This is a genomic window from Ancylobacter koreensis (genome assembly GCF_023016525.1).
Classification (GTDB): domain Bacteria; phylum Pseudomonadota; class Alphaproteobacteria; order Rhizobiales; family Xanthobacteraceae; genus Ancylobacter; species Ancylobacter koreensis.
In genome coordinates this window covers 14,412-38,837 of sequence record NZ_JALKCG010000004.1, presented here as the reverse complement: position 1 = coordinate 38,837, position 24,426 = coordinate 14,412, and the positions used below count along the sequence as shown (strand labels likewise).

The 24,426-nt window shown below is 65.8% G+C and carries 10 protein-coding genes; 3 read left to right on the top strand and 7 right to left on the bottom strand.

Translation table 11 applies throughout. The annotated features are described in order from the left end of the window. Positions 1-59: 59 nt before the first annotated feature. Positions 60-1,406, bottom strand: coding sequence for an amidohydrolase family protein (locus MWN33_RS11620; protein WP_247200883.1), 1,347 nt, complete (start codon positions 1,404-1,406; stop codon positions 60-62). A gap of 135 nt (positions 1,407-1,541) precedes the next feature. Between MWN33_RS11620 and MWN33_RS11615 the strand changes: the two genes are divergently transcribed. Then, a complete protein-coding gene (locus MWN33_RS11615) occupies positions 1,542-2,447 on the top strand; it encodes a LysR family transcriptional regulator (RefSeq protein WP_247201253.1) in 906 nt (301 codons plus the stop codon). Here MWN33_RS11615 and MWN33_RS11610 read toward each other — a convergent pair. Further along, positions 2,444-3,361, bottom strand: a complete 918-nt coding sequence (locus MWN33_RS11610; RefSeq protein ID WP_247200881.1) for a LysR family transcriptional regulator — start codon at positions 3,359-3,361, stop codon at positions 2,444-2,446. The genes MWN33_RS11615 and MWN33_RS11610 overlap by 4 nt on opposite strands. A 116-nt stretch (positions 3,362-3,477) precedes the next feature. Between MWN33_RS11610 and MWN33_RS11605 the strand changes: the two genes are divergently transcribed. Both MWN33_RS11605 and MWN33_RS11600 read left to right on the top strand, forming a co-directional pair. Continuing rightward, positions 3,478-4,221, top strand: a complete 744-nt coding sequence (locus MWN33_RS11605) for an SDR family oxidoreductase (RefSeq protein ID WP_247200869.1) — start codon at positions 3,478-3,480, stop codon at positions 4,219-4,221. A 26-nt stretch (positions 4,222-4,247) separates the two neighbouring features. Further along, positions 4,248-5,141 carry an SDR family oxidoreductase gene (locus MWN33_RS11600; protein ID WP_247200866.1) on the top strand — a complete coding sequence of 298 codons (894 nt, stop codon included), beginning with the start codon at positions 4,248-4,250 and terminating at the stop codon, positions 5,139-5,141. Between the two features lie 123 nt (positions 5,142-5,264). Here MWN33_RS11600 and MWN33_RS11595 read toward each other — a convergent pair whose 3' ends face one another. From MWN33_RS11595 to MWN33_RS11575, 5 genes are all read right to left on the bottom strand, one after another. Next, positions 5,265-9,017: an autotransporter domain-containing protein gene (locus tag MWN33_RS11595; protein ID WP_247200863.1), complete on the bottom strand. Its 3,753-nt coding sequence runs from the start codon at positions 9,015-9,017 to the stop codon at positions 5,265-5,267. Then, entirely contained in the window at positions 9,005-10,408 is a 1,404-nt protein-coding gene (locus tag MWN33_RS11590; RefSeq protein WP_247200860.1) for a TULIP family P47-like protein, read from the bottom strand. The genes MWN33_RS11595 and MWN33_RS11590 overlap by 13 nt, the downstream gene beginning before the upstream one ends. Continuing rightward, positions 10,405-12,309, bottom strand: a complete 1,905-nt coding sequence (locus tag MWN33_RS11585) for a TULIP family P47-like protein (RefSeq protein WP_247200857.1) — start codon at positions 12,307-12,309, stop codon at positions 10,405-10,407. The genes MWN33_RS11590 and MWN33_RS11585 overlap by 4 nt, the downstream gene beginning before the upstream one ends. Positions 12,310-12,312: 3 nt before the next feature. Then, on the bottom strand, positions 12,313-15,054 hold the full coding sequence (locus tag MWN33_RS11580; protein ID WP_247200855.1) for a hypothetical protein: 2,742 nt from the start codon (positions 15,052-15,054) through the stop codon (positions 12,313-12,315). 824 nt (positions 15,055-15,878) lie between these two features. Next, complete coding sequence (locus tag MWN33_RS11575) at positions 15,879-24,404, bottom strand: GH36-type glycosyl hydrolase domain-containing protein (RefSeq protein WP_247200843.1); 8,526 nt, start codon at positions 24,402-24,404, stop codon at positions 15,879-15,881. Between the last annotated feature and the right edge of the window lie 22 nt (positions 24,405-24,426).

Below are 24,426 nucleotides of genomic sequence, written 5' to 3'. Positions count from 1 at the left end.
CCTCCTGAGATGAACGTGGAAATGGAAGCGCCGCCCGCGAAGGAGGCCGCTGTGATTTTTCAGGCGGCCGTGTCCGCGTGCACCCCGGAACCTGCCGGCCGGTAGCCGCTGGCGTCGAGCAGATGGCCGAGCGAGCCGTTCACCTCGGCCTGCAATTTCGGCAGGTCGACGCCGACCAGCTTGCCGCCGCGCTTGCGGAACGCGCCCGCGACCATCACCGTGTCCACATTGGCGCGTTCCACCGCCTGCACGATGGTTCCGATCGCATCGTTGACCGGGAAGACGGCCACGTCGTCGGTGCGCACCATGATGATATCCGCCTCGCGACCGACCGCGAGCGTGCCGATGCGGTCCTGCAGGCCGGCGGCGCGGGCGCCGTTGACGGTGGCGGCCTCCAGCACGGCCGCGACCGAGATCGGGGCCGGCACATCTCGCTCCTTGCGGAAGCGGCGATAGCGCATCGCCGAGCGCTGCTGGCCGAACAGCGCGTGCATCTCGCCGAACAGGTCGCTGCCGAAGGCGGTGTCGAGGTCGATGCCGAGCGCCGGCGTCAGGCCGTGGCCGATGGCCTGCTGATAGGCGAAGCTCTCGTCGTCGAAGCCGAACAGGGCGTCGGAGCGGGGATTGACCGTGACGTTCACCCCGGCGGCGGCGAGCCGCTGCCAGGTCTCCTCCGGCAGGCGCGTGCAGTGGTTGAAAATGTTGTGCGGCCCGAGCAGGCCCGGCTCGTCGAATTCCGAGCCGAGCGCCGCGAGATCGCCGATGAACTCGGTAAGGATGCGCATGTCGAGCGCACGCGCGGCGCGCCACCAGTCGAGATTGAACTGGCCGAACGACCCGACCCGCACCAGACCGTCGCCCCGGTTCCAGTTGTCCGCAAGGCGCTTGAGATCACCCGGGATGTGGGCGGACGACGCCTTCTTGTCCATCGCGGCGCCAACCATGTGCAGGGCGCGGATACCGCTGCCGTCGAGCGCATCGAGCGCCGCATCGGTGTGCTCGGGGCTGCGCGAGGAGTGGCAGGCGTCGATGACGGTGGTGATGCCGGCATCGAGGCAGGCGAGCGCCGTCAGCTTCGTGCTGAGATACATGTCGAGCGGGCGATAATGCGAGCCCAGCTTCTCGGCCACGACGTCGATATAGGCAAAGAGGTCGTCGACGTCCGGTATCAGGCGGCGCATCACGCCCAGCCACATGTGATGATGGGCGTCGACAAGGCCCGGCATGACGATGCTGCCGGATGCGTCGATGACCTCGGCGCCGTCCGCCGCCAGGTCGGCGCCGATTGCGGCGATCTTCCCGTTCTCCACCAGCAGGTCGCCGACGGGAGGCGCGGCGGTGACCCTGTCCATCGTGACGAGCGTGCCGCCCTTGAAGAGCGTGCGGGATGTACCTTGCGTGCTCATGATCCAATCCTTTCGTCCGGGGCTCTGATGCCTCGCCCTCGGTATCGCGCACCGCCGTTCTTGAATTAAATGCGATTGTGTCAGATCATTCCTGAGCAAAAATCAGATACAGGTATGCATCGGGCATCGATGGGTATGGCATTCGACGGCAGAATCCTGTCCGGCGTCAGCGTGCTGGCGGCCGTGGTGGAAGGCGGCAGCTTCGTGAAAGCGGCCGAGCTCATCGGCCTCACCGATTCCGGTGTCAGCCGGGCCATCGGCCGGCTGGAGGCGCGCGTCGGCGTGCGCCTGCTCGACCGCACGACGCGTTCGGTCAAGCTGACCGACGAGGGCCGCCGCTTCTACGATGAGGCCAAGCCCCATCTCGATGCCATCGAGAACGCGGCGCTGGCCGCCTCGGGTGCCGCCTCGGCCGTGCGGGGGCGCCTGCGGGTCGACATCGACCCCTTCTTCCTGCCGCTGGTGCTCGCCGGGCGGCTCGGCGCCTTCTGCGAGCGCCACCCCGATCTGACGGTGGAGTTCGTGACCCGCGCGCAGCTCGGCGATCTCGTCGCCGACGGTATCGACCTCGCCATCCGTTTCGGCCGGCCGCGCGGCGCCTCGCTCATCTCGCGCAAGCTGATCGAGGCGCCGATCCTCACCGTGGCGTCACCCGCCTATCTCGACCGCCACGGCCGGCCCGCGCATCCCTCGGAGCTGACCCGCCACCGCTGCCTGCAGTTCCTCGACCCGGCCACCGGGCGCCCCTTCGAGTGGGAGTTCGTACGAGGCTCGGAGACGATGGAGGTGGCGACCACGGGGCCGCTGACCTTCACCGACCCCAAGGCGCTGCTGGAGGAGTGCCTGGGCGGCACCGGCATCGCCCAGGTGATCGGCTGGGGCGTCGGCGCGCAGCTGGCCGCCGGGGAGCTGATCGATCTTTTTCCCGACTGGCACGGCGAGCGCTTTCCGCTCTACGCCTACCATCCCTCGCGGCAGCACCCGCCGGCAAAGGTCCATGCTTTCATCGACTATTGCGAAGAGATCGCCCGAAGCCTCTAGGACGCCGATTGCGCCGGAGCGGGTCCTTCCCGCTCGCTGAACCGGCGCGCGGCCCAGTCGATGAAGACGCGCACACGCGGCGACAGCAGCCGGCTGCGGGGATAGAGCAGCGACACCGGCCCCGGCAGCGGCGGCGTCTGCCTCAGCAATTCCACCAGCCTGCCGCCCGCGAGGTCGCGCTCGACGTGGAAACGGGGCAACTGGGCCAGACCCAGCCCGAGCTGAACCCCGAGGAGATAGCTCTCCGGGCCTGTCACCGAGAAGGGCGCCGCCATCTCGATCGCCCGCGGGCCATCCTGCGTCTGGAAGACGACCGGCGTCAGCGCCCCCGTGCTCAGGCGGCGAATGCCGACAAGACGGTGGCGGCTCAGCTCCTCCAGCGTCTCGGGCACGCCGAAGCGTTCGAGATAGGCCGGGCTCGCGCAGGTCACGCGCTCCAGCAACGCCACCTGCCGCACGGCCAGATCGCTGTCGGGCAGCGTGCCATAACGCAACGCGCAATCGACCCCTTCCTGCACCAGATCGACCCAATGGTCGCTCTCGCTCATGGACAGCTCGATGCCGGGAAAGCGGGCGAAGAAATCCGGCAGGCCCGGCATCAGGAAATGACGCGCCAGCGTGCCCTGCACCTCGACGCGGAGCATGCCCTTGGGCTCCGCGCCGGCGAACGCGCCTTCGGCGTCCTCGATATCCTCAAGGATCGCCACGCACCGGCGATACCAGGCTTCGCCGTCAAGCGTGGGCCGCACGGTCCGGGTGGTGCGCTGGAGAAGCCGCACGCCCAGCCGATCCTCCATCGCCTTGATCACGGTCGTCGCCGTCGAGCGGGGAATGCCGAGGTCATGGGCGGCCTCGGTGAAGCTGCGCCGCTCCACTACCCGGATGAACAGGCGCATCGCATCCAGCCGATCCATCTCGCCTCATCGTTCGTGTCTATTGAATAGAAATGCCGAATCTAACGCGATTATCTTCATCCGACCAGAGCGCATATCCCTCTCATAGCGTTCACGGCAGAGACGGAGATACGAAAATGCCTGCTGAGACACACACCAGGGTCGCGCTCGTGACGGGCGCCTCGCGCGGCATCGGCGCCGCCATCGCCACGCGCCTCGCCAAGGACGGCTTCACCGTCGTCATCAACTATGCCGGCAACGCCGCCGAGGCCGAAAAGCTGGCCGGAGAGATCGAGAAGGCCGGAGGCCATGCGCTGACCGCGCAAGCGGACGTGTCGGACGCCGCCGCCATCGCCCGGATGTGGGATGCGGCCGAAGCGGCCTTCGGCGGCATCGACGTGCTGGTGAACAATGCCGGCATCATGAAGCTGGCCACCCTCGCCGAGGGCGACGACGCGCTGTTCGACAGCCAGATCGCCATCAACCTCAAGGGTCCGCGCAACACGATGAAGCTGGCGGCAACCCGGCTGCGCGAGGGCGGACGCATCGTCAACCTGTCGTCCAGCGTCGTCGGCCTCTACCAGCCGACCTATGGCGTCTACGCCGCCACCAAGGCCGGCGTCGAAGCCATGACCCACGTGCTGGCGAAGGAACTGCGCGGCCGCAACATCACGGTCAACGCCATCGCGCCGGGACCGACCGCCACCGCGCTGTTCCTCGACGGCAAGCCGCAGAGCGTGATCGACACCCTGACCAAGCTCGCCCCGCTGGAGCGCCTCGGACAGCCCGAAGACATCGCCAACGCGGTCGCCTTCCTCGCGGGGCCAGACGGCGGCTGGATCAACGGACAGATACTCCGCGCCAATGGCGGGATCGTCTGATCACCCCCCACAGAAAGGACCTTGTCATGAGCGGGAAGATCATCCTCGTCACGGGCTCCTCCAGCGGTTTCGGCCGGATGACCACGGAGGCGCTGGGCCGCGCCGGACACACCGTCTACGCCTCCATGCGTGACGTCGCGGGGCGCAACGCCGCGAACGCCGCCGAATTGTCGGCTATCGCCGGCAGCGACATCCGCCCCGTCGAGCTCGACGTCCAGTCGGAGTCCTCGGCCAATGCCGCTGTCGAGAAGATCATCGCCGAGAGCGGCCGCATCGACGTCCTCGTCCACAATGCCGGGCACATGATGTTCGGCCCCGCCGAAGCCTTCACGCCGGAGCAGTTCGCCCAGCAATACGACGTCAACGTGCTCGGCACGCAGCGCGTCAACCGCGCGGCGCTGCCTCACATGCGCGCGCGCCGCGAGGGGCTGCTGGTCTGGATATCGAGCTCCAGCTCGGCGGGCGGAACGCCGCCCTATCTCTCGCCCTATTTCGCGGCCAAGGCGGCGATGGATTCGCTTGCCGTGCAGTATTCCCGCGAACTGGCGCGCTGGGGCATCGAGACCTCGATCATCGTGCCGGGTGCGTTCACGCGCGGCACCAACCACTTCGCCCATTCGGGCCGGCCCGCCGACAAGGCGCGCCTCGCCGCATACGAGGCCGGACCCTATGCCGGGTTCGGCGATCAGGTGCAGAAGGCTTTTGCCGAAATCGTGCCCGACGATGCCGATCCCGAACCCGTCGCCGAAAAGATCGTCGACGTGGTCGATGCTCCGTTCGGGCGTCGGCCGTTCCGGGTGCACTACGACCCGACGCAGGACGGCGCCGATGTCGGCTTCGCCGTGCTCGATCGCCTCCGCGCCGAGATGCTGCACCGCGTCGGTCTTTCCGACCTGCTGAAGCCTGCGGCGAAGGGCTGATGGCAGGGTGGCGCGACAGGGTCGGGGCGCGGGAAGCGCTTCGGCCCTGTTGAAGGGGTAGGCGACGAGCCAGGCGGGCCGCCGCCCCCGAGCGAGCGGCAAGTGCCCATCTTCCGGCGGAACTCAGAACGCCTTGCCGACGCGGATCGAGAAGGATTGGCTCTGCTGGTCGCCGCCGAGACCCGACATGCCCTGATAGGCGAGACCGAACTGCGTACCGTCCGCCGCCCGCAAATCCAGCCCGAGGCCGAGGGTGAGGTAATCGCTGGCGAGCGGATCGATGACCACCGCATAGGGAAGTCCGTTGGCGAGGTCGGCATAGCCCAGCTCCGCCGCATCGCTCTGCGTAAAATTGTGCGCATATTCGACCCGGCCACGCGCGGTCAGCAGCCCCCATTGCGTCGGCATGGCGTATTCGGCGCGCAGGCCGAGGACGCCGGCGAGGGTCGAGAAGGTCTGCTCGCCATAGACGAGGTTGTAGACCCCGGCATCTGTCTCGGTGAACCCTTCGAGCTTCGACCAGGTCATCTCGACCCGGCCATAAGGCGAGACGAGCAACGTCTCGTGGCGCAGCTCATAGGCAGCCGTGATCGAGCCGAACAGCTGGTTGCCGTTCCGCGAACCCGCCGCCATGTCGCCGGTGTCGGTCACATAGCGGTCGCTGTCGAAGTCGAGATAGGCGTAGCCCAGCAGGCCGTCGATGAAGATGTTGCCGACGGGGTTATAGCTGGCATAGAGCGCCGAGCTGAAGGCCATGCCCTCCGTCTCCGTCCCGTTGGCGCCGATCTCGGCGGCGTAGCGGCCGAAGCCGAAGCCGATGCCCGCGATCAGTCCCGGCTGGACCTGGACATCGACGCCCGCGCTCAGGCCGATCAGGGTCTGGGAGATATCGAGCTCGTTCTTGTCGTTCGTGCCGAAGTTCACGAAGCCTCCCAGCCAGAAGGCGGGCGCGCCCTCGTCCTCGTCGGCGGGCTCGACACGGTTCTGCAAGGAGAGGCCGCCGCTGCCGGCAGAAGGCGCTGTCTCCCCGGCATAAGCGAGCGCATCGAAGGGATCCGTCGCCGAACGGCCGGCGGGCGGGCGGTCGCCGGCGAAATAACTGCGGATGCTCTCTTCCTCGACATCCGTCGCCGACGACGAAGACATGCCGAGGCGCACATTCATCGCGGAGCCCCGCCGGCTCGCCGCCGAATGCAGGCGCTCCAGCCGGTCGCCGAAATTGCGGATTTGCGCGGTCGCCATCTGCTGGGCGCCCTGCGCCTGCGCGTTCAGCAGGCCGATCACCTCGGGATCGCGCGACGGATCGGGGCGCGCCTTCACGACGACGCTGATGCTCGCGGGCGCCGAGACGCCCCATGAGTTGGACAGCGTGTAGGTGACGACGGCCGCGCCGGCGGCATTCGCCGCGGCGGTGAAGACGAGGGTGTAATTCCCGTTCTGGGAAACGATGGACGCCGTGCCGAACTCCGCCGGCGGGGGCGTGGCGATGGCGGCGCCGGTGAACGGTCCGCCGGTCGCTCCCTCGGTCAGCGCAACCCTCGCGCTGGTGCCGGCGAGCAACTGCATTTCGCGGTTCGGCGCCGTCGGCACAGGGGCGGTGACGGTCAGCGTCAGCTGAACCTCGCCCGTGAAGCCGCTGGAATCGGTGGCCGTCACCGTGAAGGTGAACCCTCCCGACGCGGACGGCGTTCCGGACAGGACACCTTCCGGGCTCAGCACCACCCCGGCGGGCAGGCTGCCGCTGGTGAGCGCGAAGCCATAGGGCGCCTTGCCGCCGGTGGCACTGAAGGGCACCGGGCCATAGCTCTCTCCGCCCGTCGAGAGGGGAAGCGAACTCGGCGTGACCGAAATATCAGGCGCGACGACCGTGACGCTCACCGTCGCCGGAGACGAAGTGCCGCCGGGATTGGTCGCGGTATAGGTGAAGCTGTCGGGTCCGGCATAGCCGGTCGCCGGCGTGTAGAGGATTGTCAATCCGCTGACCGCCGCGGTGCCGTGCGCCGGTGTGGACGCCACCGCCACACTGGTTGCCTCGCCGGTGATGGCAAGGGTGATTTCGTTGTCCGCCGAGCCGGCATCGACATCGGTGGAGACCGGACCGACCGTCGGCGCGGGAGCTATCACGGCGATGGAATAGTTCTGTGCCACCGCATTGCCCAGGCTGTCCGTGGCGGTCACGGTGAAGCTCGCTGTCTCCACGCTGGTCGGCGTGCCCGACAGCACCCCGCTGCCGGAATCGAGGTTCAGTCCAGCCGGCAGGGCCCCCGACGTGACGTCGTAGGTGTAAGGCGTTCTCCCGTCGCCGGCGATGAAGGTGGCGCCCGCATAGGACGTGCCGACGATGCCGCCCGCGAGCGCACCGGCCGCCGGCTGCAGGGTCAGCGTCACCGCCTGATAGGTGAAGCCGCCCATCTCGGTAGCGCTTCCCCCCGGCGCCGTCACCACCACATCGACCGCGCCGGCCACGTGCGGCGGGCTTTTAACGGTGAGCGAGGCATCGCTCGCCACCGACAGATCCGTGCCTTCCACACCACCGAAGGTGACCGAGGTCGCGCCGGCAAGGCCGCCGCCGGTGATCGTCACCGAGGTGCCGCCCGTCGACGGCCCCGTCGACGGGGTAAGCGTGCCGATCGTCGGCGCCGCCGGGGCGACGGCAATGCTGTAATCGGCCGAGCCGCTATTTCCCAGGTTGTCCGTGGCGGTCACGGTGAAGGTCGCCGTCTCCACGCTGGTCGGCGTGCCCGACAGCACCCCGGTGCCCGAAGCGAGGCTCAGCCCCGCAGGGAGGTCGCCCGGCGGGACGCTATAGGAATAGGGCGCCTGCCCGCCCGAGGCCGTGAAGGTGACGCCCGTATAGGACGTGCCGACGACGCCGCCCGCGACCGCCCCGGCCGCCGGCTGCAAGGTCAGCGTCACCGCCTGATAGGTGAAGCCGTCCTCCTCGGTAGCGCTTCCCCCCGGTGCTGTCACCGCGACATCCACTGCACCGGCCACGCGCGCCGGTGTTTTCACGGTGAGCGAGGCGTCGCTCGACACCACGAGGTCCGTACCCGCCGCGCCACCGAAGGTGACGGCGGTCGCGCCGGAGAGTCCCGCGCCGGTGATCGTGACCGAGGTGCCGCCCGTCGTCGGACCTGCGGAGGGCGTAATCGCGCTGATCGTCGGGGCGGGCGCAGCCACGACCAGAGTGTAATCCGCCTCCCCGGCAGCCCCGTCGTCGTCGGTGGCCGTGATGGTGAAGTCGAATTCGCCCGACTGGGTCGGCGTCCCCGACAGCTCGCCGTCGTCCTCGTCGAAGGACAGTCCCGTCGGCAAGGTGCCGGTCAACGCATAGCCATAAGGCGCCTGCCCACCGGACGCGGTGAATGTCTGCGAGTAGGCCACGCCCCGCGTGCCGTTGAAAGTCGATCCGGAAGCGGGCGCGAGCGATATGTCGGCCGCCGGCCCCTCGCAGGTCATTTGCAGCGAAGCGGTGTTGTTGCTCCCCCCGCTGTTCTTGACCAGTACGACAATCTCCAGGCCGGTGATCGAGGGCGGCGAGAAGGTTATGCTCTCCGTCACGTTAAAGTTTGCCGTCAGATTATTATATTCCCGCAGGTTGACGACAACAGCCGCGAAGTTTGTCGAGCCACCGGTTCCCGTCGACGATGTCGTATAGGTTACTTTTTCACCGTCATTGAAGGGGCCATAATTATAGATCTGATCATCCGTCCCGAAGGTCCTCCCGGCACTCCATGCGGTGTTCACCGCGCTGCAGGCCGATGACAGCGCCTGCGCCTGGGCGCGTTCCGTGGTTGCGACGTTGCCGAGCATGAAGGCCGCGACGAAAAGGGTGGCGCGCCACAGATTGAGAACAACGGCCCTCACCGCTGCCATCCCGCAGCGAATGCCCCCATGCCCGGCAGAGCCGGCGGCAGGTCCACACTGCTCCGCAGGACGCCCGCGAAGCGGACGCTTTTGTCGATGTCGAGCGTGTCGGCATCGAAGATACGCCGATCCGTCCATGTGTACGGTATCGCAACATGGAGGGCGAACAGGTCGAGCGAGGGAGCGGGGATGCCGTTGTAATATTCGACGATATCCCCGGCGTGCTCCATCATCTGGCCGATCATTTCCGAAGCGACGAATATGACGATCCCGCCGACACCGCCGGTCAATATACCGAACAACGTGCCGACGCCGACGGCGACATAGCTGGCGATCTTGCCCTTCTCCCTGTACTCGGGCGCCACCTCCATCCAGTTCCGCACCAGCACTTCCTGCTTGTTGCCGAAGGAGATGTAGCCGTCGCCATTCGGCTCCTTCTCGATGCAGAGCCTGTAGGTGCAGGAATATTCGGCATAGGCGGTGAACTCACCTTCCCGGCCGATCTGGCAATGCGTCCGGCAGGACAGGACGTCACCCCGCAGGCCCACCTCCATCAAAGTCAACAGAGGCTGGAATTGCGAGCCCCCGACGGTGACGCGCGTATCGAGCGCACGCGGCTCCTTCAGCCGGATTTCCGAGTGATCCTCGGAGACGAAGAAATCGCCGATCCTGGCGCCGGGGAAGGCGCGCGGCAGCGAAGGCCGGATGATGGCGTCGAGAAAAATCTGCCTGGAGATCAGGATCGCCGAGGTCGCATTGGCCGGGACGGCGTCGGGAGCCACATTGTGATCCAGATGTCCGGGGTCGCGTCCGTCTACCATGGACAGGATCGCCACGAGGCAGTCCTCGATTTCCGGCGCGTCGTGATAGGCGAAACTGACCGCCGTCGGCTTCAGCCAGGAATCGGACGCGGCGTAGCCGGCATCCACGACGTCGACCCGCGCGAACACATGGGCGAGCGCTTCGGGATGAGCGTCCAGCCACAGGCGCAGGGCGACCAGCACGATATTGGCGAGATCGCCTTCCTTCTCGCCGAGGCGCAGCGAATCGATGAAGGCGATTTTCTCGGCCTCGGTGACGCGCAGCTCCAGATGAGACGCAATAGGCCCGAAGACATTCGAGTAATTGAGCGTGGAAAGCCGCACCGTCAGGCGGGCAATGCCGGAAAACGGCCGAATGTCGGCCCCCTGCCGGACGACGCCGTTCTCCAGCCGCAGTTCCGCATTGAGCAGACTGCCCGATCCTCCGGGAACGATGCTCCAGCCCGCGAGCGTGGCGGAGACGTCCATCCCCTTCATGACCATGGTCATCTGCTCGGGCGCAAGCGCACGGATCTGGGCGTTTATCTCGGGCAGCCGGACGGCGTAGACGACGTCCCATCCATAGGTCGAAGCCGTCATGTGTCGCTTCCCGCGCTCCGCGCCTCAAGGCCGAGCACGAAGGCGCCGTTGAGCCCGGCGCAGACCAGTTTCGATTCCGACGCCCCCGGCCAGGTCGTATGCCGGATGCAGTTGCTGCCGAAGTTCACCAGCGAGGGGATCTTCGCGCCGTCCTGCTGATAGGCGCCCAGCGAGGCGAGGTTCGTGCCCTGGCCGTAAAGGCCGCCGATGAGCTGTCCGCCCATGAAGGCGAGGAACGTGCGGTCGAACCGGCTCGGCACCTCGCCGACAGGCACGCCCTTGGCAGCCCCCTGCCCCGCCGCAACCTCGCCCTTCAGCCCCGTCTCCGCGCTGAGTTCGCCGGCCGTGAGAACCTTGCCCGTCGCCTGGAACTCGCCGCGCAGTGCCGCCGCCTCGCCGGACTGAAGGGCACGCCCCATGCCGCTCTCGGCGACCTGGACGAGTTCCCTCTCCGTCACGGTGGTCGCTTCCTTCGCGAGCACCTGCGCGCCTTCGCCCTCAATCACGGTGGCACCGCGGAACAGGCTTTTGGCCCCGCCCGCCACCTTGCCGACGACACGGCCCCAGGGAATGACGGCGATCGCCAGGGTCACGCCCATATTGATGGCGAAGCTCTTCCAGCCCTCGCCCGTCACCTTCTTCGGGTCCGGAACGACGTTGAGATGGCGGATGATCTCGCCCGAGGTCTTGAGAGCGAACTTCTTCGCGTCGTCCACGCCGAGAATGTTGGCGTGGCGCATCACCAGTTCGACCGACAGGACGTCGTCGCGGCCAAACGGGAAGGTCAGGCTCTCGAAGCTGGTCTTGAGCATATGCTTGTCGACCTCGATCGAGAAATTGCCGGCCTTGATGGTGCCGATCTCGACCGATCGGAGCTGGTCGTAGTAATGCTGTTCGAGTTCAAGCGGGATATGCAGGTCGACGAGGTTGGTAATCTTCGTCCCTTCGCGGTTAAGCCCGAAATCCGTGCTCTTGAGATCGCCGGTAAACATACCGGCGATGTAGGGCATGATGAATTTCTCGACGAAGAGCCGGGGCGAGATCAGGAAGGCCGAATTCACCCCGGCATTGCTCGGGATCGAGTCCACCGAGACCGCGGCCGTCGCGCCGGCCGGGTTTCTTCCCTCCGTCATCGCCAGCACCGCGAAGATGCTGTCCTTCGCCGAGGTCTTCTGGTCGGCATCGAGTATGTCGGCCACCGCGTATCCCACGCGCGTCGGCTTGATCCACTTGAAGTCGCCGACATCCTCCTGTTCGGCGATATCGACGGAAAGAAACACGAAATCGAATATTTCCGGATTCTTCTCCAGCCACGTCTTGAGAGCGCTCCCAAGGAACATGGAGGCGAAGGCGGCATCCTCCTTGGCGAGCCCGGTCGCTTCGAGGCCGCGAATGTCGCGCACGGAAACGCCGACGTCGAAATCTGACGCCTTGCCGCTGGCGGAGGCGTTCTTGCCGAGCGTGTCCTGCGAGGCGCTCGTCACCGCCGGTCCGCCGACGACGATCTTGAGATCGGCCAGCAGCCCCTTGCCGGGGTCGTCAGGCGCCGTGTGGAAGCCGAGCAGGACCTCGACCTTTGCGACGAGGTCGGCGAGTTTTACGGTGACGCCGAACAGTTTGAACGTCACCTCGCCCTCAGTGAACGGCATCTCGAGGAAGATGCGGTTGCCGGAGCCTCCCGTCGTCAGCCGCCATGCGCCGAATTTGCCCTTGATGGAGACATAGCGGTCGTCATGTTCGATGATCAGCGCGTCGGCAAGGTCACCCTTCGGATCGAAATGCTTCTTCAAAGCTTCATTTATAATAGGAAAACGCACGGCATAGACGGTGTCCCAGCCATGGGTATCGGCAAAACCTGAGTTATCGGGATAAAGGCAGGTGGTGAAATTGTCCGCACTCATTTCCTACCCCACGTGATCTTTGAATGACACTGAGACGCCAAGTATCAGCCCGCCGTTTATGCCTGCGCGCTTGAGCACGACGGAGGGACGCGAGGCCTCGCTGTCGAACTGCGTCATGAACGGAAAATGCAGGGCGCCGAACAGGCGGGCAGCGCTTTGCCCGGCCACTCTTTCCTCGCTTTGTCCGGGATCGTCCCCGAGGAAATCCTGCTTGCCCGAGCGCGCCTTGTCGGCGGCCGACTTGGAGCGCAGGACGAAGTTGGGAACCGCAAGACCGACCGCAAGTCCGATCAGATAGACACCCACAGCTCCGCCCAGCACCCATTTGGGCACCGGCTGCCGCGTGATGATCAGCTTGAGGGCGGAAAGCGTGCCACCGGGCTCCCGGCCGACCGCCTCGCCGAAATCACGAAGCAGGCCCTCCTTGATCGGGACGCTGTCGACGATCCTCCAGGGCAGAAGTTCACGCCCCTGGGTTTGCAGGCGCACAGAACTGCGCACCCACGGGGAATTCGAAAGCAGGCCCGACCCAGCCTCGGACCGCCCGCTTTGCTCGAACGTATAATTCACGAAGGCCGGCGAGCTTTCGACCAGCCTTATATAGTCGCCATCGCCTATAAGTCCGTTCTTTCGGGCGTTATTTATGAATAATATAAGGTCCCGATACACCAATTTGATATTGGCATTGTCTATGAGATTTTTTTCAGTATTTCCATGCTTAATGAGCGATGCCAGACTCTCTATATCCTGCACTTCAGCCAGCGGATCGCGAACGGCCTCATTCAATTTCACATTGTTCAGCCAGTTTTGCAGGAGCTCTGGGGCTCCGGCACCGTCTGTGCCCGCGGCCTTCTCACGAACCAGCGGACCGACGACGTCCCGGAACTTCTTGAAATTGCCGCCATAGGCACGGGTGGCGTAGTATATGAACGTTGCGAGGTTGTTCAGATCAGCGTCGGCTTCCCCGCCCTCGATCGGGCGATCCGACGGAAGCATTTCCCTGGCGACTTTGATCGCTATCTTCTTGGTATTTCCGTAATTTCTTGGGGCATCGAGCGGCGACGCCTCGCTGAGCTGCTCGTTGACGCTTTCGATCGGGTTGTCCCTCGATGTAAGAGCGACGTTCTCCTCACTTGGATTGACGATCAAATTCTCCTGGCTCTGATGTTCGGAGACATTTTGCATTTCCTCCCTCAAGTCGGAGGACTTCATCTTCGGATGGGCGGTCACTGCGCTATCGAGCTCAGGCTTCAGCTCGAACACCCCGCGATAGGCGGAATCGAACGCTATGGGCTCGCCGCCTTCGCGCGCGATCCGCGGGGAAACGACGATCCGCCGTCCCCCGCCGATATTCACCGCGACGGCCCTGTTCTCGCGTTCGGCCTGATAGATCGCCGCCGCGCAATCCATGGCATAGGCGTCGATCTTCTTTTCCGGGATGGAGGTCACGTGAGCGTAGGAACGCTCGAAGACGAAGGCGAGCACCTCAAGCGCGATACTCAGCACCACCTGCGCGCCGATCATCGCGGCTCCGGAGCCTTCCGTATCGCTGGGCGCGGCGGTGAGGATGGTATCTTCCTCCGGCGCACCGATCGGGGCGAGGTCAATCGAGCCGTCCTCCAGCGCGACGAGCCCCAGTTCGTGGCGCATCCGCAGGACGAGTTCGTTGCCGTGCCCGATGTCCACCCGGGCGTCGAGCAATTCGACGACGATGGAATCGTCCCCGAAGGAAAAGCGCAGGCTCTGCTTGGGAATGGTGAGCGGAAAGGTTCTTCCCTGCGAATTCGCCAGGCCTTCCCTCGTCACGAACTCCGCAAGGCCCGTTTCCGCGTTGATCCGGTAGAAAGCCTCGACCTTCTTCCCGTTCGAGATGCTGCCCGACATGCGGTCATAGGCGAAATCGGCGAAACCCGTATCGCTCAGGCTGTCGTTCAGCACCTTGTAGTAGGTATCGCTTGCAAGCACCCTGGGGTTGATGATGACGGCGGCGTTGACGTCCGCATCCAGGGGCATCGCGCGTATGTCGACGTCTTCGGTCAAGCCTGCCGTGAGACCGTCGACGCGGCCCAATACCGCCAGAAAGCCATCTGTCGGCGGATTACCTTCAAGATTGACCGTCGTGAAAGCCACCGCCTTCGGCGTCAGCCAGGGAAGGTTCACTTCCTCCCTGTAGTCCTTCGCGTAAATGCCCGTTATCCAGTCCGTCAGACCGGCGGCTTCCATATCGCCTTCAAAAATCTCGGCCAGAGCTTCGCGAACGCGCGAAATGGCGAGGGTGGATCCGGAATATGGATCGGTGCCGTCTGCAGCTTTTACGGCCGGGTCGCTGGCGACCACGACCGATTGCGCCTCAACCGCGAGATGCTGCAATCCAGTCGCGGAAGACAGGAAGAGCGCCGCCGTGATCCTGACCGTAATGGTCAAACCCTGCAGCGTGGAGAGGCCGGAACCGGAAACCTTGGCGGCGGTGATGGTCACCTCGAAGTCCAGCGACTTCTTCGCCGCACCGGGGACGATACGGATCGCGCCGATCTTTCCGCTGAGCGCTACCCTGATGCTGGAGTTGCTCCCCGGAATGGAGACGCTGACGTTGCCACCGCCGGCTCCTTTGGCCCAAGGCTGCCGTGCTGCGAGGTCCACGTTCAGCGACGCATATTTGACGAGATAGGCGATGTCCCACGTGCCGATCGCGTTCATCGGCGGCGCGGTGCCCCCGAAGGTGCATTGCTGCGCGTAAACCGTCATGCCCTCTCCCCACCGGCCGTCGGCATCGACCGTGAGGCATCTCGCTCAGCCATCGCGGGTTGCGCACCAACACTGAAAAATGGCGCGCTATGCGGGAACATGACAAGGAGGCATATGTTACGAGTTGTAATGACTCGTCACGTCACGCCACAAAAACCGTGCCTTTCACGCAACGGTTGTCGGAAATACGTATTACACAACAGTTTTAAGTTAAATGAGATACGCGGAGCGACGAAGCGGCGCGGAGGCTCACAGAATTGCCAGGGGACCTTGCGAAGGGGCGGCGCACAGAGTGAGGCCGCCTGTACGGTCTCCCTCTCGCCGACATCACCTGGAAGTTGATGCACCGCTCGTCCGACCGGGAACGGGCGCGAGCCTCCGGCGCGAAACGACACGATTTACGTGAAGACCGAGCCCAGCACGGATTTGGCGGCGTTCGGAGGAGTCTCAATCTTCCACTCGATTGTTCGCAATGTAGGTAACGAGCTGAAATTTCTCATGTAAAAATTTCACGCTCAAAGACTACCGAGCCTCTGCCGCCGCTTGAAGCGCATGTGTTGCTGATGGCGGCCAGCTATCAGGCGAACTTCTTGTAGCGGCCGAAAGCTACCTGACAGTGGTGAATGTAGTAGGCGCAAATGCCTCCGGTTAACGAATGAGTTCAACGGCGTGGGGTGGATGCTCTGACATTCATATTCGAATGATGCGGCGGTCGGATTGTGGCCGGCCTGTTCCTCAGAATGAAGATGACGAAATTTTCGAAATCGTCGGCCGACACGATGGTCATCGGGATCGACGGGACAGTTTTTCAGGTACTTGTCTCGTCAGATGTACATCAGGAGGTCGTGACTCGCGCCGTTGAGGGGAATACGAGCCGATCTATCCGGTGCCGGGATGCGAACGCCGTCGAGTAACGAATATGGGTCCTCATCTTCGGCAATAGCACGAACCTCGATCTGGTATACCCCTTCGCCCAGCCTCACCGTCGCTTTGAATCCCGGCCACGCCGCTGGGATGCAGGGAGCGACGACAAGGAAATCACCCTTCCGCCGGATGCCGAGAATGCCCTCGATGCCGGCCCGATGCATCCAGCCAGCGGAGCCGGTGTACCAGGTCCAGCCGCCGCGCCCGACATGGGGGGCGACGGAGTAGATATCGGCGGCGACCACGTAGGGCTCGACCTTGTAGCGCTCGGCCTCGTCGGGCGTGCGCGCATGGTTGATCGGATTGAGCAGGGCGAAGAGATGATGCGCCTTGTCTCCCGCACCCAGCTTGGCGAAGGCGAGAACCGCCCACATGGCAGCATGGCTGTATTGCCCGCCATTCTCGCGCAGGCCCGGCGGGTAGCCCTTGATGTAGCCGGGCTCGAGCGGCGTCCGGTCGAAGGGCGGGGTGAACAGCAGGGCGAGTTGCTCCTCGGTGCGGATCAGATGGCGCTCTAGCGAGGCCATCGCGGTGGCAGCACGCAGTGGATCGGCGGCGCCCGACAGCACCGCCCAGGATTGCGCGATGGAATCGATGCGGCACTCGCCGCTATCCTTCGAACCGAGCCAGGTGCCGTCGTCGAAGGTCGCGCGCCGATACCATTCCCCGTCCCAGGCCGAGCGCTCCAGCGCCCGCCGCACCGACGCCGCATGCGCGCGCCAGCGCCGGGCGCACCCGGGATCGCGCGCTTCCGCCAGCGGTGCGAACAACTCGATGGTGCGGATCAGAAGCCAGCCGAGCCAGACGCTCTCGCCCTTGCCGCCCTCGCCGACGCGGTTCATGCCGTCGTTCCAGTCGCCGGTGCCCATCAGCGGCAGGCCAAGCTCGCCGGTGAGGGAAAGCGCATGGTCGAGACCGCGGGCGCAGTGCTCGAATAGCGAGGCGGTCTCGTCCGCCGGCATCGGCTGGAAGAAATGCTCGTGCTCCTCCGGTAGCAGTTGCGGTCCGTCGAGATAGGGCACGGGCTCGTCGAGGATCGTGGCGTCGCCCGAGCTGTCGATATAGGTGGCAGTGGCGAAGGCGAGCCATACATGATCGTCCGAGATACGGGTGCGCACGCCCTGGCCCGATTGCGGCAGCCACCAGTGCTGGACGTCGCCCTCGACGAATTGTCGCCCTGCGGCGCGCACTATATGGCCGCGCGTCTCCGCCGGCAGCGCCAGCGTCAGCGCCATGCCGTCCTGCAACTGGTCGCGGAAACCATAGGCGCCGCTCGCCTGATAGAAAGCCGAGCGTGCGGTGATGCGGCAGGCGAGCGTCTGGTAGAGCAGCCAGCCATTCAGCATGATGTCCATCGCCCGGTCCGGCGTCTTCACCTGGACGGTGCCGAGCACCGCGTTCCAATGGGCCGTCACGGCGGCAAGGACGGCATCGAGGTCGGCCTGACGATAGCGGGCGATCAGCGCCCGCACCTCCTCCACCGACCCGCACTGGCCGATGAACGAGACGACCTCGATTGTCTCGCCGATGCCGAGCTCGACCACCGTCTGCAAGGCGGCGCACGGATCGAGGCCCGCGCCGGTCACCCCGGACAACGGCGCATTGCCCGCAAGGCCGAGAGGTGATGCAGGTCCGCCATCGCGGCTGAAGAATTCGGTGCGGTCCGCGGTCCACGCTGTCTGCCGCCCGGCAAGATCGGCGAAGGCGACGCGGGAGCCGAACGTGGCGCTCCAGCGATTGCGCGCCAGCATCGCGCCGTTCCTCTCATCGATCTCCGTGGTGATGAAGGGAGCGGAGGCTCCGCGCGAGGTGCCGAGCACCCATTCCGTATAGGCGGTAACGGAGAGCTTGCGCGGCCGGCCCGACAGGTTGGTGAGCTTCAATCGGGAAATCTTGATCGGATCGCCGAGCGGCACGAAGTGCAGCAGGTCGAGCGCGATGCCGTTCGCCTCATGCTCGAAGCGGCTGTAGCCGAAGCCGTGCCGCGCGACATAGATGCCCTCGTCGCGGATCGGCTGCGCGGTCGGGCTCCACAGATCGCCGCTCACCTCGTCGCTGATATAGATCGCCTCGCCCACGGGGTCGACGACGGCGTCGTTGGTCCATTGCGTGAGCTGGTTCTCGCGGCTGTTCTCCGCCCAGCTGTAACCGCTGCCCTCCGCGGATATCTGGAAGCCGAAGCCGGCATTGGCCACGACATTGATCCAAGGCGCGGGCGTAACCTGGTCCGGCCCTAGGATGGTCACATATTCCCGCCCATCGTTGTCGAAGCCGCCCAGACCATTGAAGAATTCGAGCGCAGGTGGCTCGTGCCGCGGCACGGGACCGTGCATCGAGGTCAAGGCGCGCGCCCGACGCCGGGCGCGCGGGGAATTCGACGGCTGGCCCAGGCGGGCGAGATGGGCAGCGATGGTGCCGCGCCGCGCCGAAAGGACGATGCGGGCGACCGAGCGCAGAAGCGCACGCGACTCCACACTCATGAGATCAGCACGCAGCACATAGACGGAACCCTGCGCCGGTTCCTTGTCGAGCAGCGGACGCGACGCGTTGATCCGAACCGCCGCCTCGATGGCGATCTGCAGGTCCTGCACATAGGAGGAGGCGCGCTCGTTGACGATGACCAGATCAACCGCGAGACGCTTCATGCGCCAATATTCATGCGCGCGCAGCAATTGGCGCACCTGCGCCATATCCTCTACATCGTCGATCCGCAGCAGCACGATCGGCAGGTCGCCGGAGATGGAATGCTGCCAGAGGCCGGACTGCGGGCCGGCACCGCGCATGATCGCCTCGGAGGGCGACCTGAAGCGCCGGTCGGCATAGAGCAGCGGCGCGGCGAGCCGCTGGAAGTCGGCGGCTTCCTCCACATCCACGGCGAGGTGTCGAAGCTGGACCTGTGCCTGTGTCCACGCCAGGGTCTTGGCCCGGTCGAACGCGTTGCGGTCGTGATGGGTATCGATCAGATCGAGCAGCTCCGCCCGCGAGGACGCGACGACGGTCCAGAAGGCGACACGCGCGACCTTGCCCGGCGCGATGCGCACGCTCTGGCGCAGCGAGAAGACCGGGTCCAGCACCGTGCCCACGGTGTTCGAGAGCGGCCGGCCGCCCGCCGTGGCCTGGGCCCTGCCGACGCTGCGCCCGCGGCCGATGAAGCGGGCGCGGTCGGTCTCGTATTGCGGATTGGCGGCGACCTCGCCTTCCACCACCGCGAAATGCGCCGCCCATATCTGCGGCTCGCCCGGCGCCCGAATCCGCCGCGTGGCAACAAGGGCACCGAACTCGGGCAGATGCTCGGTCTCGACGAACATCTTGGCGAAGGTCGGGTGGGCATTGTCGGCGGCCGGCGTGGTCAGGACAAGCTCGGCATAGGAGGTCAGCTCGATCTCGCGGGTCCGCCGGCCGCTATTTGTCAGCGAGACGCGCCGAACCTCGCCATTGTGCTCACCGGAGACGATGACATCCATCGCCGTGGTCAGGCCGACATCGTGACGGATGAACTCGGCATGGTCCTCGCCGAACACCACGTCGCTTTCACCTGCAGCGTCAGCCATCGGCTGCGTAGTGACGGACCAGACTCTGCCGCCCCTCATATCGCGCAGGAAGATGAAGGAGCCCCAGTCGTCGCGCGTGGCGTCCTCGCGCCAGCGCGTGACCGCGATGTCGCCCCAGCGGCTGTAGCCGCTGCCGGCCGCGGTCATCATGACGGCGTAGCTACCATTGGAGAGCAGATGCGTAATCGGCGCCCCGGGAGCGGGCGCGGTCAGGCGGCGCACCATCGCCCCCTCGCTGCGGGCCTCGACGGCCGCGGCCCGAACCTCCTCGGCGCGGGGACGGGCCACGACCACGTCGCGCGGCGAGCGTTCCTGAAGCAGCAGTTCGCTCGCCCGGATCATCGGCTCGCGATGGAAGCGGGCACGCATCTCGCCGCCCAGCAGCGTGTTGGCGATGGCGACGATGGTCATGCCCTGGTGATGGGCCATGAAGCTGCGGACGATGGCGACGTCCTCGTCTTCCGGAAGCCGCGAACGGGTGAAGTCGAGCGCTTCGTAGAAGCCGTAGCGGCCCTGCGCGCCCAGTTCGGCGAGACGGGCATAGTTCTGCCGTGCGCGCTCGGGATTCACCATGCTGGCGAGGCCGGTGGCATAGGGCGCCACGACGACGCTCTCAGAGAGGCCGCGCTTGAGGCCGAGGCCGGGCACGCCGAAATTGGCATATTGGTAGGTGAACTCGATGTCGCGCGCATTGTAGGCGGACTCGGACATGCCCCACGGCACGCCCAGGGACCGCGCATAGGATTGCTGGCGCTCGACCACGAGGCGGTTGGTCTGTTCGAGCACGCTGCCGGCCGGCGCCCGCATCACCAGCGACGGCATGAGGTACTCGAACATCGATCCCGACCACGAGATCAGCGCCGAGCCATTGCCGAGCGGCGTCGCAAGCCGGCCGAGCCGGAACCAGTGGCGGGTCGGCGCATCGCCCTTGGCGATGGCGAACAGGCTGGCGAGCCGCGCTTCGGACGCCAGAAGGTCGTAGCAGCTCGGGTCGAGGCCGTTCTCGGTGAGCGAATAGCCGATGGAAAGCAGCTTCCGCTCGGGATCGAGCAGGAAGGCGAAGTCCATCTCCATCGCCATGGTCCGCGCCGTGTCGGCCAGCGCGGTCAGGCGGTCCCGCGTGGCGACCGGCGCGGCCAGAAGCTGGAGGCGGTCGCGCTCATGTTCGCTCACCGCCCTGCCAAGCACCTCGACCCAATAGGCGATGTCGGTGGAACCCTCGTCGCCCGTCGCGGGATTGATTTCCTTCGCGATCCTCGCGGCCTTGTCGGCGAGCCGCTTGAGCGCCGGGGCCGTCGCTTCCAATGCCTGCACGCCGTTCAGCTGAGCTTCGATCTCGTCCAGGGCCGCCGCCAGCGCCAGTCCCTGCGGGCTGCTTGCGCTGGGCAGGGCCGTCATCGCCTCGCGCGCCAGGGCGAGAGCGTCCTGAATGCCCGCGCGCGCGCTCACGCCGACGGGGGCATCCGTCCACTCCTCGCAGGCATTGGCCAGCGCAATGAGATGGCCGGCGAGATTGCCGCTGTCGACCGACGAGACATAGTCGGGCGGCAATGATGCGAGGTTCTCTGTCCCGTACCAATTGAAGAAGTGCCCACGGTAGCGGGGCAGCCTTTTCAAGGTGGCGAACGTCGCTTCCAGCCGCTCGATGGTCTCGATCGTGCCGGTCCAGCCGAAGTCGCGGGCGGCGACGGCCGACAGTAGGTAAAGCCCGATATTGGTCGGCGAGGTCCGGCGCGCGACGACCGGCTTGGGGACTTCCTGGAAATTGTCCGGCGGCAGCATGTTGTCGGCCGGGGTGACGAAGGTCTCGAAGAAGCGCCAGGTGCGCCGGGCGATCAGGCGCAGGTCGCGAGCTTCGGTATCCCCAATCGCCAGACGCAATGGCATGGTTGGCGAGCGGCTCGCGCCTAGCGCGATGAGGGGCGCACCAAGCCAGAGTAAGGCAAGGGGAAGGACGAGCGGCCACGAGGACGGCGCCAAAGCGAGGGCACCCACCGCGAGAACGAGGGCGAGCACGATGCCACCGGCCATCTGCCGATAGAAGCCGAGGACATCCAGTCGCGGGCCAGCCGAGGACTTGGCGGCTGTCGTCCATTCCAGGAGATGCCGGCGCGTCACGAACAGCCGCAGCAATGTGCGGATCGCGGCATCGCCCGCCCGCCATGCCTGATCGGCGAGAAAGGTGAGTGACAGCAATGTCTGGGAAGCGGCGAGCCGCACATCGGCCAGCAACTGCACGAGGTGGCTGCGTATGCGTATGTCGGGGTGGCGCGGAAGCAAGGCGAACAGGACCGGCAGGAAGGCGTGAACTGCGAGGGTGGAAATGACCAGAAGCGTGCCGATCAGTGCCGCCGGCATGGTGAACAGCCAGCACGCGCCCAGCGCGAGCAAGGTGCTCGGGCCCAGCGCGGAGCGTCGCAGATTGTCGAGCATCTTCCCGCGGCCAACCGGTGTAAGCCCACGCCGCGCCGACCCCTTACTGACAATCCACGGAAGCAACTGCCAGTCGCCGCGCATCCACCGGTGCTGGCGCTTGGCGACGACGTCGTAGCGCGCGGGGAATTCCTCGACCACCTCGACATCCGAGGCGAGCCCGGCGCGGGCGAACACACCCTCGAACAGATCGTGGCTGAGCAGCGCATTTTCCGGGATACGCCCAGCCATAGCGGCCTCGAAGGCATCGATGTCATAAATGCCCTTGCCGGTGTAGGAACCCTCGCCGAACAGGTCCTGATAGACATCGGAAACTGCCGCTGCGTAAGGGTCCATGCCGCCGCCGCCGGAAATCACTCGCTGGTAGAACGAACCCTCGCGGCCAATCGGCAGCGAAGGCGTGACCCGCGGCTGGAGGATGCCGTAGCCGCCAACCACTCGTTGCTCGGCGGCGCTGAATTTCGGCCGGTTGAGCGGATGCGCCATCTTGCCGACCAACCGCAGCGCGGCATCGCGCGGCAGGCGCGTGTCGGCATCGAGCGTGATGACGTAGCGCACATCCGCCGGGACCTGCGGGGGGCGCCCGCCAACGGCCATGAAGGAGGTGTCGTCCGCTCCGCGCAGCAGGCGGTTGAGCTCATGCAGCTTGCCGCGCTTGCGCTCCCACCCCATCCATTTGCCTTCGCCCGGATTGAACCGGCGATGGCGGTGCAGCAGGAGGAAGCGGTCGCCGGCCGGGCCGGGGCCATAGCGCAGGTTCAGTTGCTCGATCCCCTGCGCGGCGAGCTCCAACAGCGGCGCGTCGCCCGGCAGGGTCTCGCAATCGGCGTCGATGCCGTCCGACAGCAGGGCGAAGGTGAGATCGCCGCCGGCGCCGGAGAGGAAATGGACCTCGAGCCTTTCGACCTGTTCCTGAAGATCGGCCCCGCTGGTGAGTAGCGTCGGCACGGCGACAAGGGTACGCAGGGAGCTCGGGACGCCGCCCGCGAGTTCGAGGCCGGGCAGGATGGTGGCGCCGAACATCCATGCCACGCCTCGGTTCACCAGGGCGCTCGCCACCTCACTCGCCGGGATAAAGCCGGCGAGAGCGAACAGCGTGAGCCAACCGCTTGAGAGGCCGGCCGCGCAGAGCGCCCAGGACGCCAGCGCGACAAGGCCGAAGGTTACGACGAGGATAGTACCGATATAACCGCCGATGCCGAGGCGTATGCTGAGTCGGCTGAGGTGGAGTCGGACCGGCGGACGGAACTGGATCGTGCGCTCGAACACGCTCCGCCCAGTGCCGATGAGATAATAGCCGGGATCGCCCGCCGGCTCGGCCGCCTGGGAAGCCGCGGACGCCGCCGCCTGCAGCGCTGCCCCTGCGATGTCGAGCTCGGACGCCGGGGAGCCGCGGGCAAGTTGCTCGATGGCGCTGCGGTAGAGGTTGCGTGTGGCGAAATCCATCGTGGCGAAGGCACTGCCCGCCCGCAGTCGATCATCAATCAGGCTGACGTTCTCAAAGAGATCGGCCCAGTCGATGTCGGAGATCAGCCGCATGCTGGTGATGACGTTTCGCACACTGACGTTGGAAGCGCCGAGTCGTTGTTGGGCGTGCTGGACCACGCTCTCGGCGGAAGCGCCTTGGGCTCGCAGCCGTGTTTCCAGCCATCCGAGCGCCGGCATTATCCGGGGGTCCTGATCCCGGAGCCGCTTGGCCAGTTGTGCGGCGAAAACCTCGTCCAGCGGCTCGGGCGAGCGGAGCAGGATGTCCGCGTCGAGCGCGGCACGCGCCTCATCCGAGGCGAGAAGCCGGTCGGCCAGCAGATCAGCTTCCCGACGCCACTGACGTCCGGCGGTGATCTGGTCGGCCAGCCGGCGCAGGTTCTCGATGAGTACGATGCGCAGCGTGATCGCCACCGCCCACAGCTCGCCGATGGTCAGCGGCTCGACCTGCTGATAGGCCGCGATGAAGCGGCGCAACATCTCGGGATCGAAATGGCTATCGGTGTGGGCGATATAAGCCCAGGCGAGGCCTAGAACCCTAGGATAGCCGGCGAACGGTCCGCTGGCGAGCTTCGGCAATTGCCGGTAATAGCCGGGCGGCAGGTCGTCGCGGATCTCGCGAATCTGTTCCTCGATAAGGTGATAATTGTCGAGCAGCCATTCGGCGGCCGGCACCACGGCGCGTCCAGCTTCCGCATCAACGGCCGTCGCCCGATAGGCCGCGAGCAGCACGCCGGCGTTGTTTTTCAGGCGGGCATGGAGAGAGGGGACGGATGGCGGGCGCGCGGTAACCGTTTGAGCCGCGGCCAGGCTTCGGGCATGCTGCTCCAGTCGCTCGGCGCCAAAGAGTTCCTCGCGGATGGGGGAGGTATCATTCCACACCGAGCCCTGCCAAGCGCGGCCCCGCGTTAGTGAAAGCTGCGATCCGTAGCGACGAAGATCAGTGATCGGATTCATGGATGCCTTCCGGACCGGGGTG

Coding starts and splice junctions, on each gene's coding strand:
- MWN33_RS11620 (WP_247200883.1), bottom strand. CDS start 1,406: ATGAGCACGCAAGGTACATCCCGCACGCTCTTCAAGGGCGGCACGCTC.
- MWN33_RS11615 (WP_247201253.1), top strand. CDS start 1,542: ATGGCATTCGACGGCAGAATCCTGTCCGGCGTCAGCGTGCTGGCGGCC.
- MWN33_RS11610 (WP_247200881.1), bottom strand. CDS start 3,361: ATGGATCGGCTGGATGCGATGCGCCTGTTCATCCGGGTAGTGGAGCGG.
- MWN33_RS11605 (WP_247200869.1), top strand. CDS start 3,478: ATGCCTGCTGAGACACACACCAGGGTCGCGCTCGTGACGGGCGCCTCG.
- MWN33_RS11600 (WP_247200866.1), top strand. CDS start 4,248: ATGAGCGGGAAGATCATCCTCGTCACGGGCTCCTCCAGCGGTTTCGGC.
- MWN33_RS11595 (WP_247200863.1), bottom strand. CDS start 9,017: ATGGCAGCGGTGAGGGCCGTTGTTCTCAATCTGTGGCGCGCCACCCTT.
- MWN33_RS11590 (WP_247200860.1), bottom strand. CDS start 10,408: ATGACGGCTTCGACCTATGGATGGGACGTCGTCTACGCCGTCCGGCTG.
- MWN33_RS11585 (WP_247200857.1), bottom strand. CDS start 12,309: ATGAGTGCGGACAATTTCACCACCTGCCTTTATCCCGATAACTCAGGT.
- MWN33_RS11580 (WP_247200855.1), bottom strand. CDS start 15,054: ATGACGGTTTACGCGCAGCAATGCACCTTCGGGGGCACCGCGCCGCCG.
- MWN33_RS11575 (WP_247200843.1), bottom strand. CDS start 24,404: ATGAATCCGATCACTGATCTTCGTCGCTACGGATCGCAGCTTTCACTA.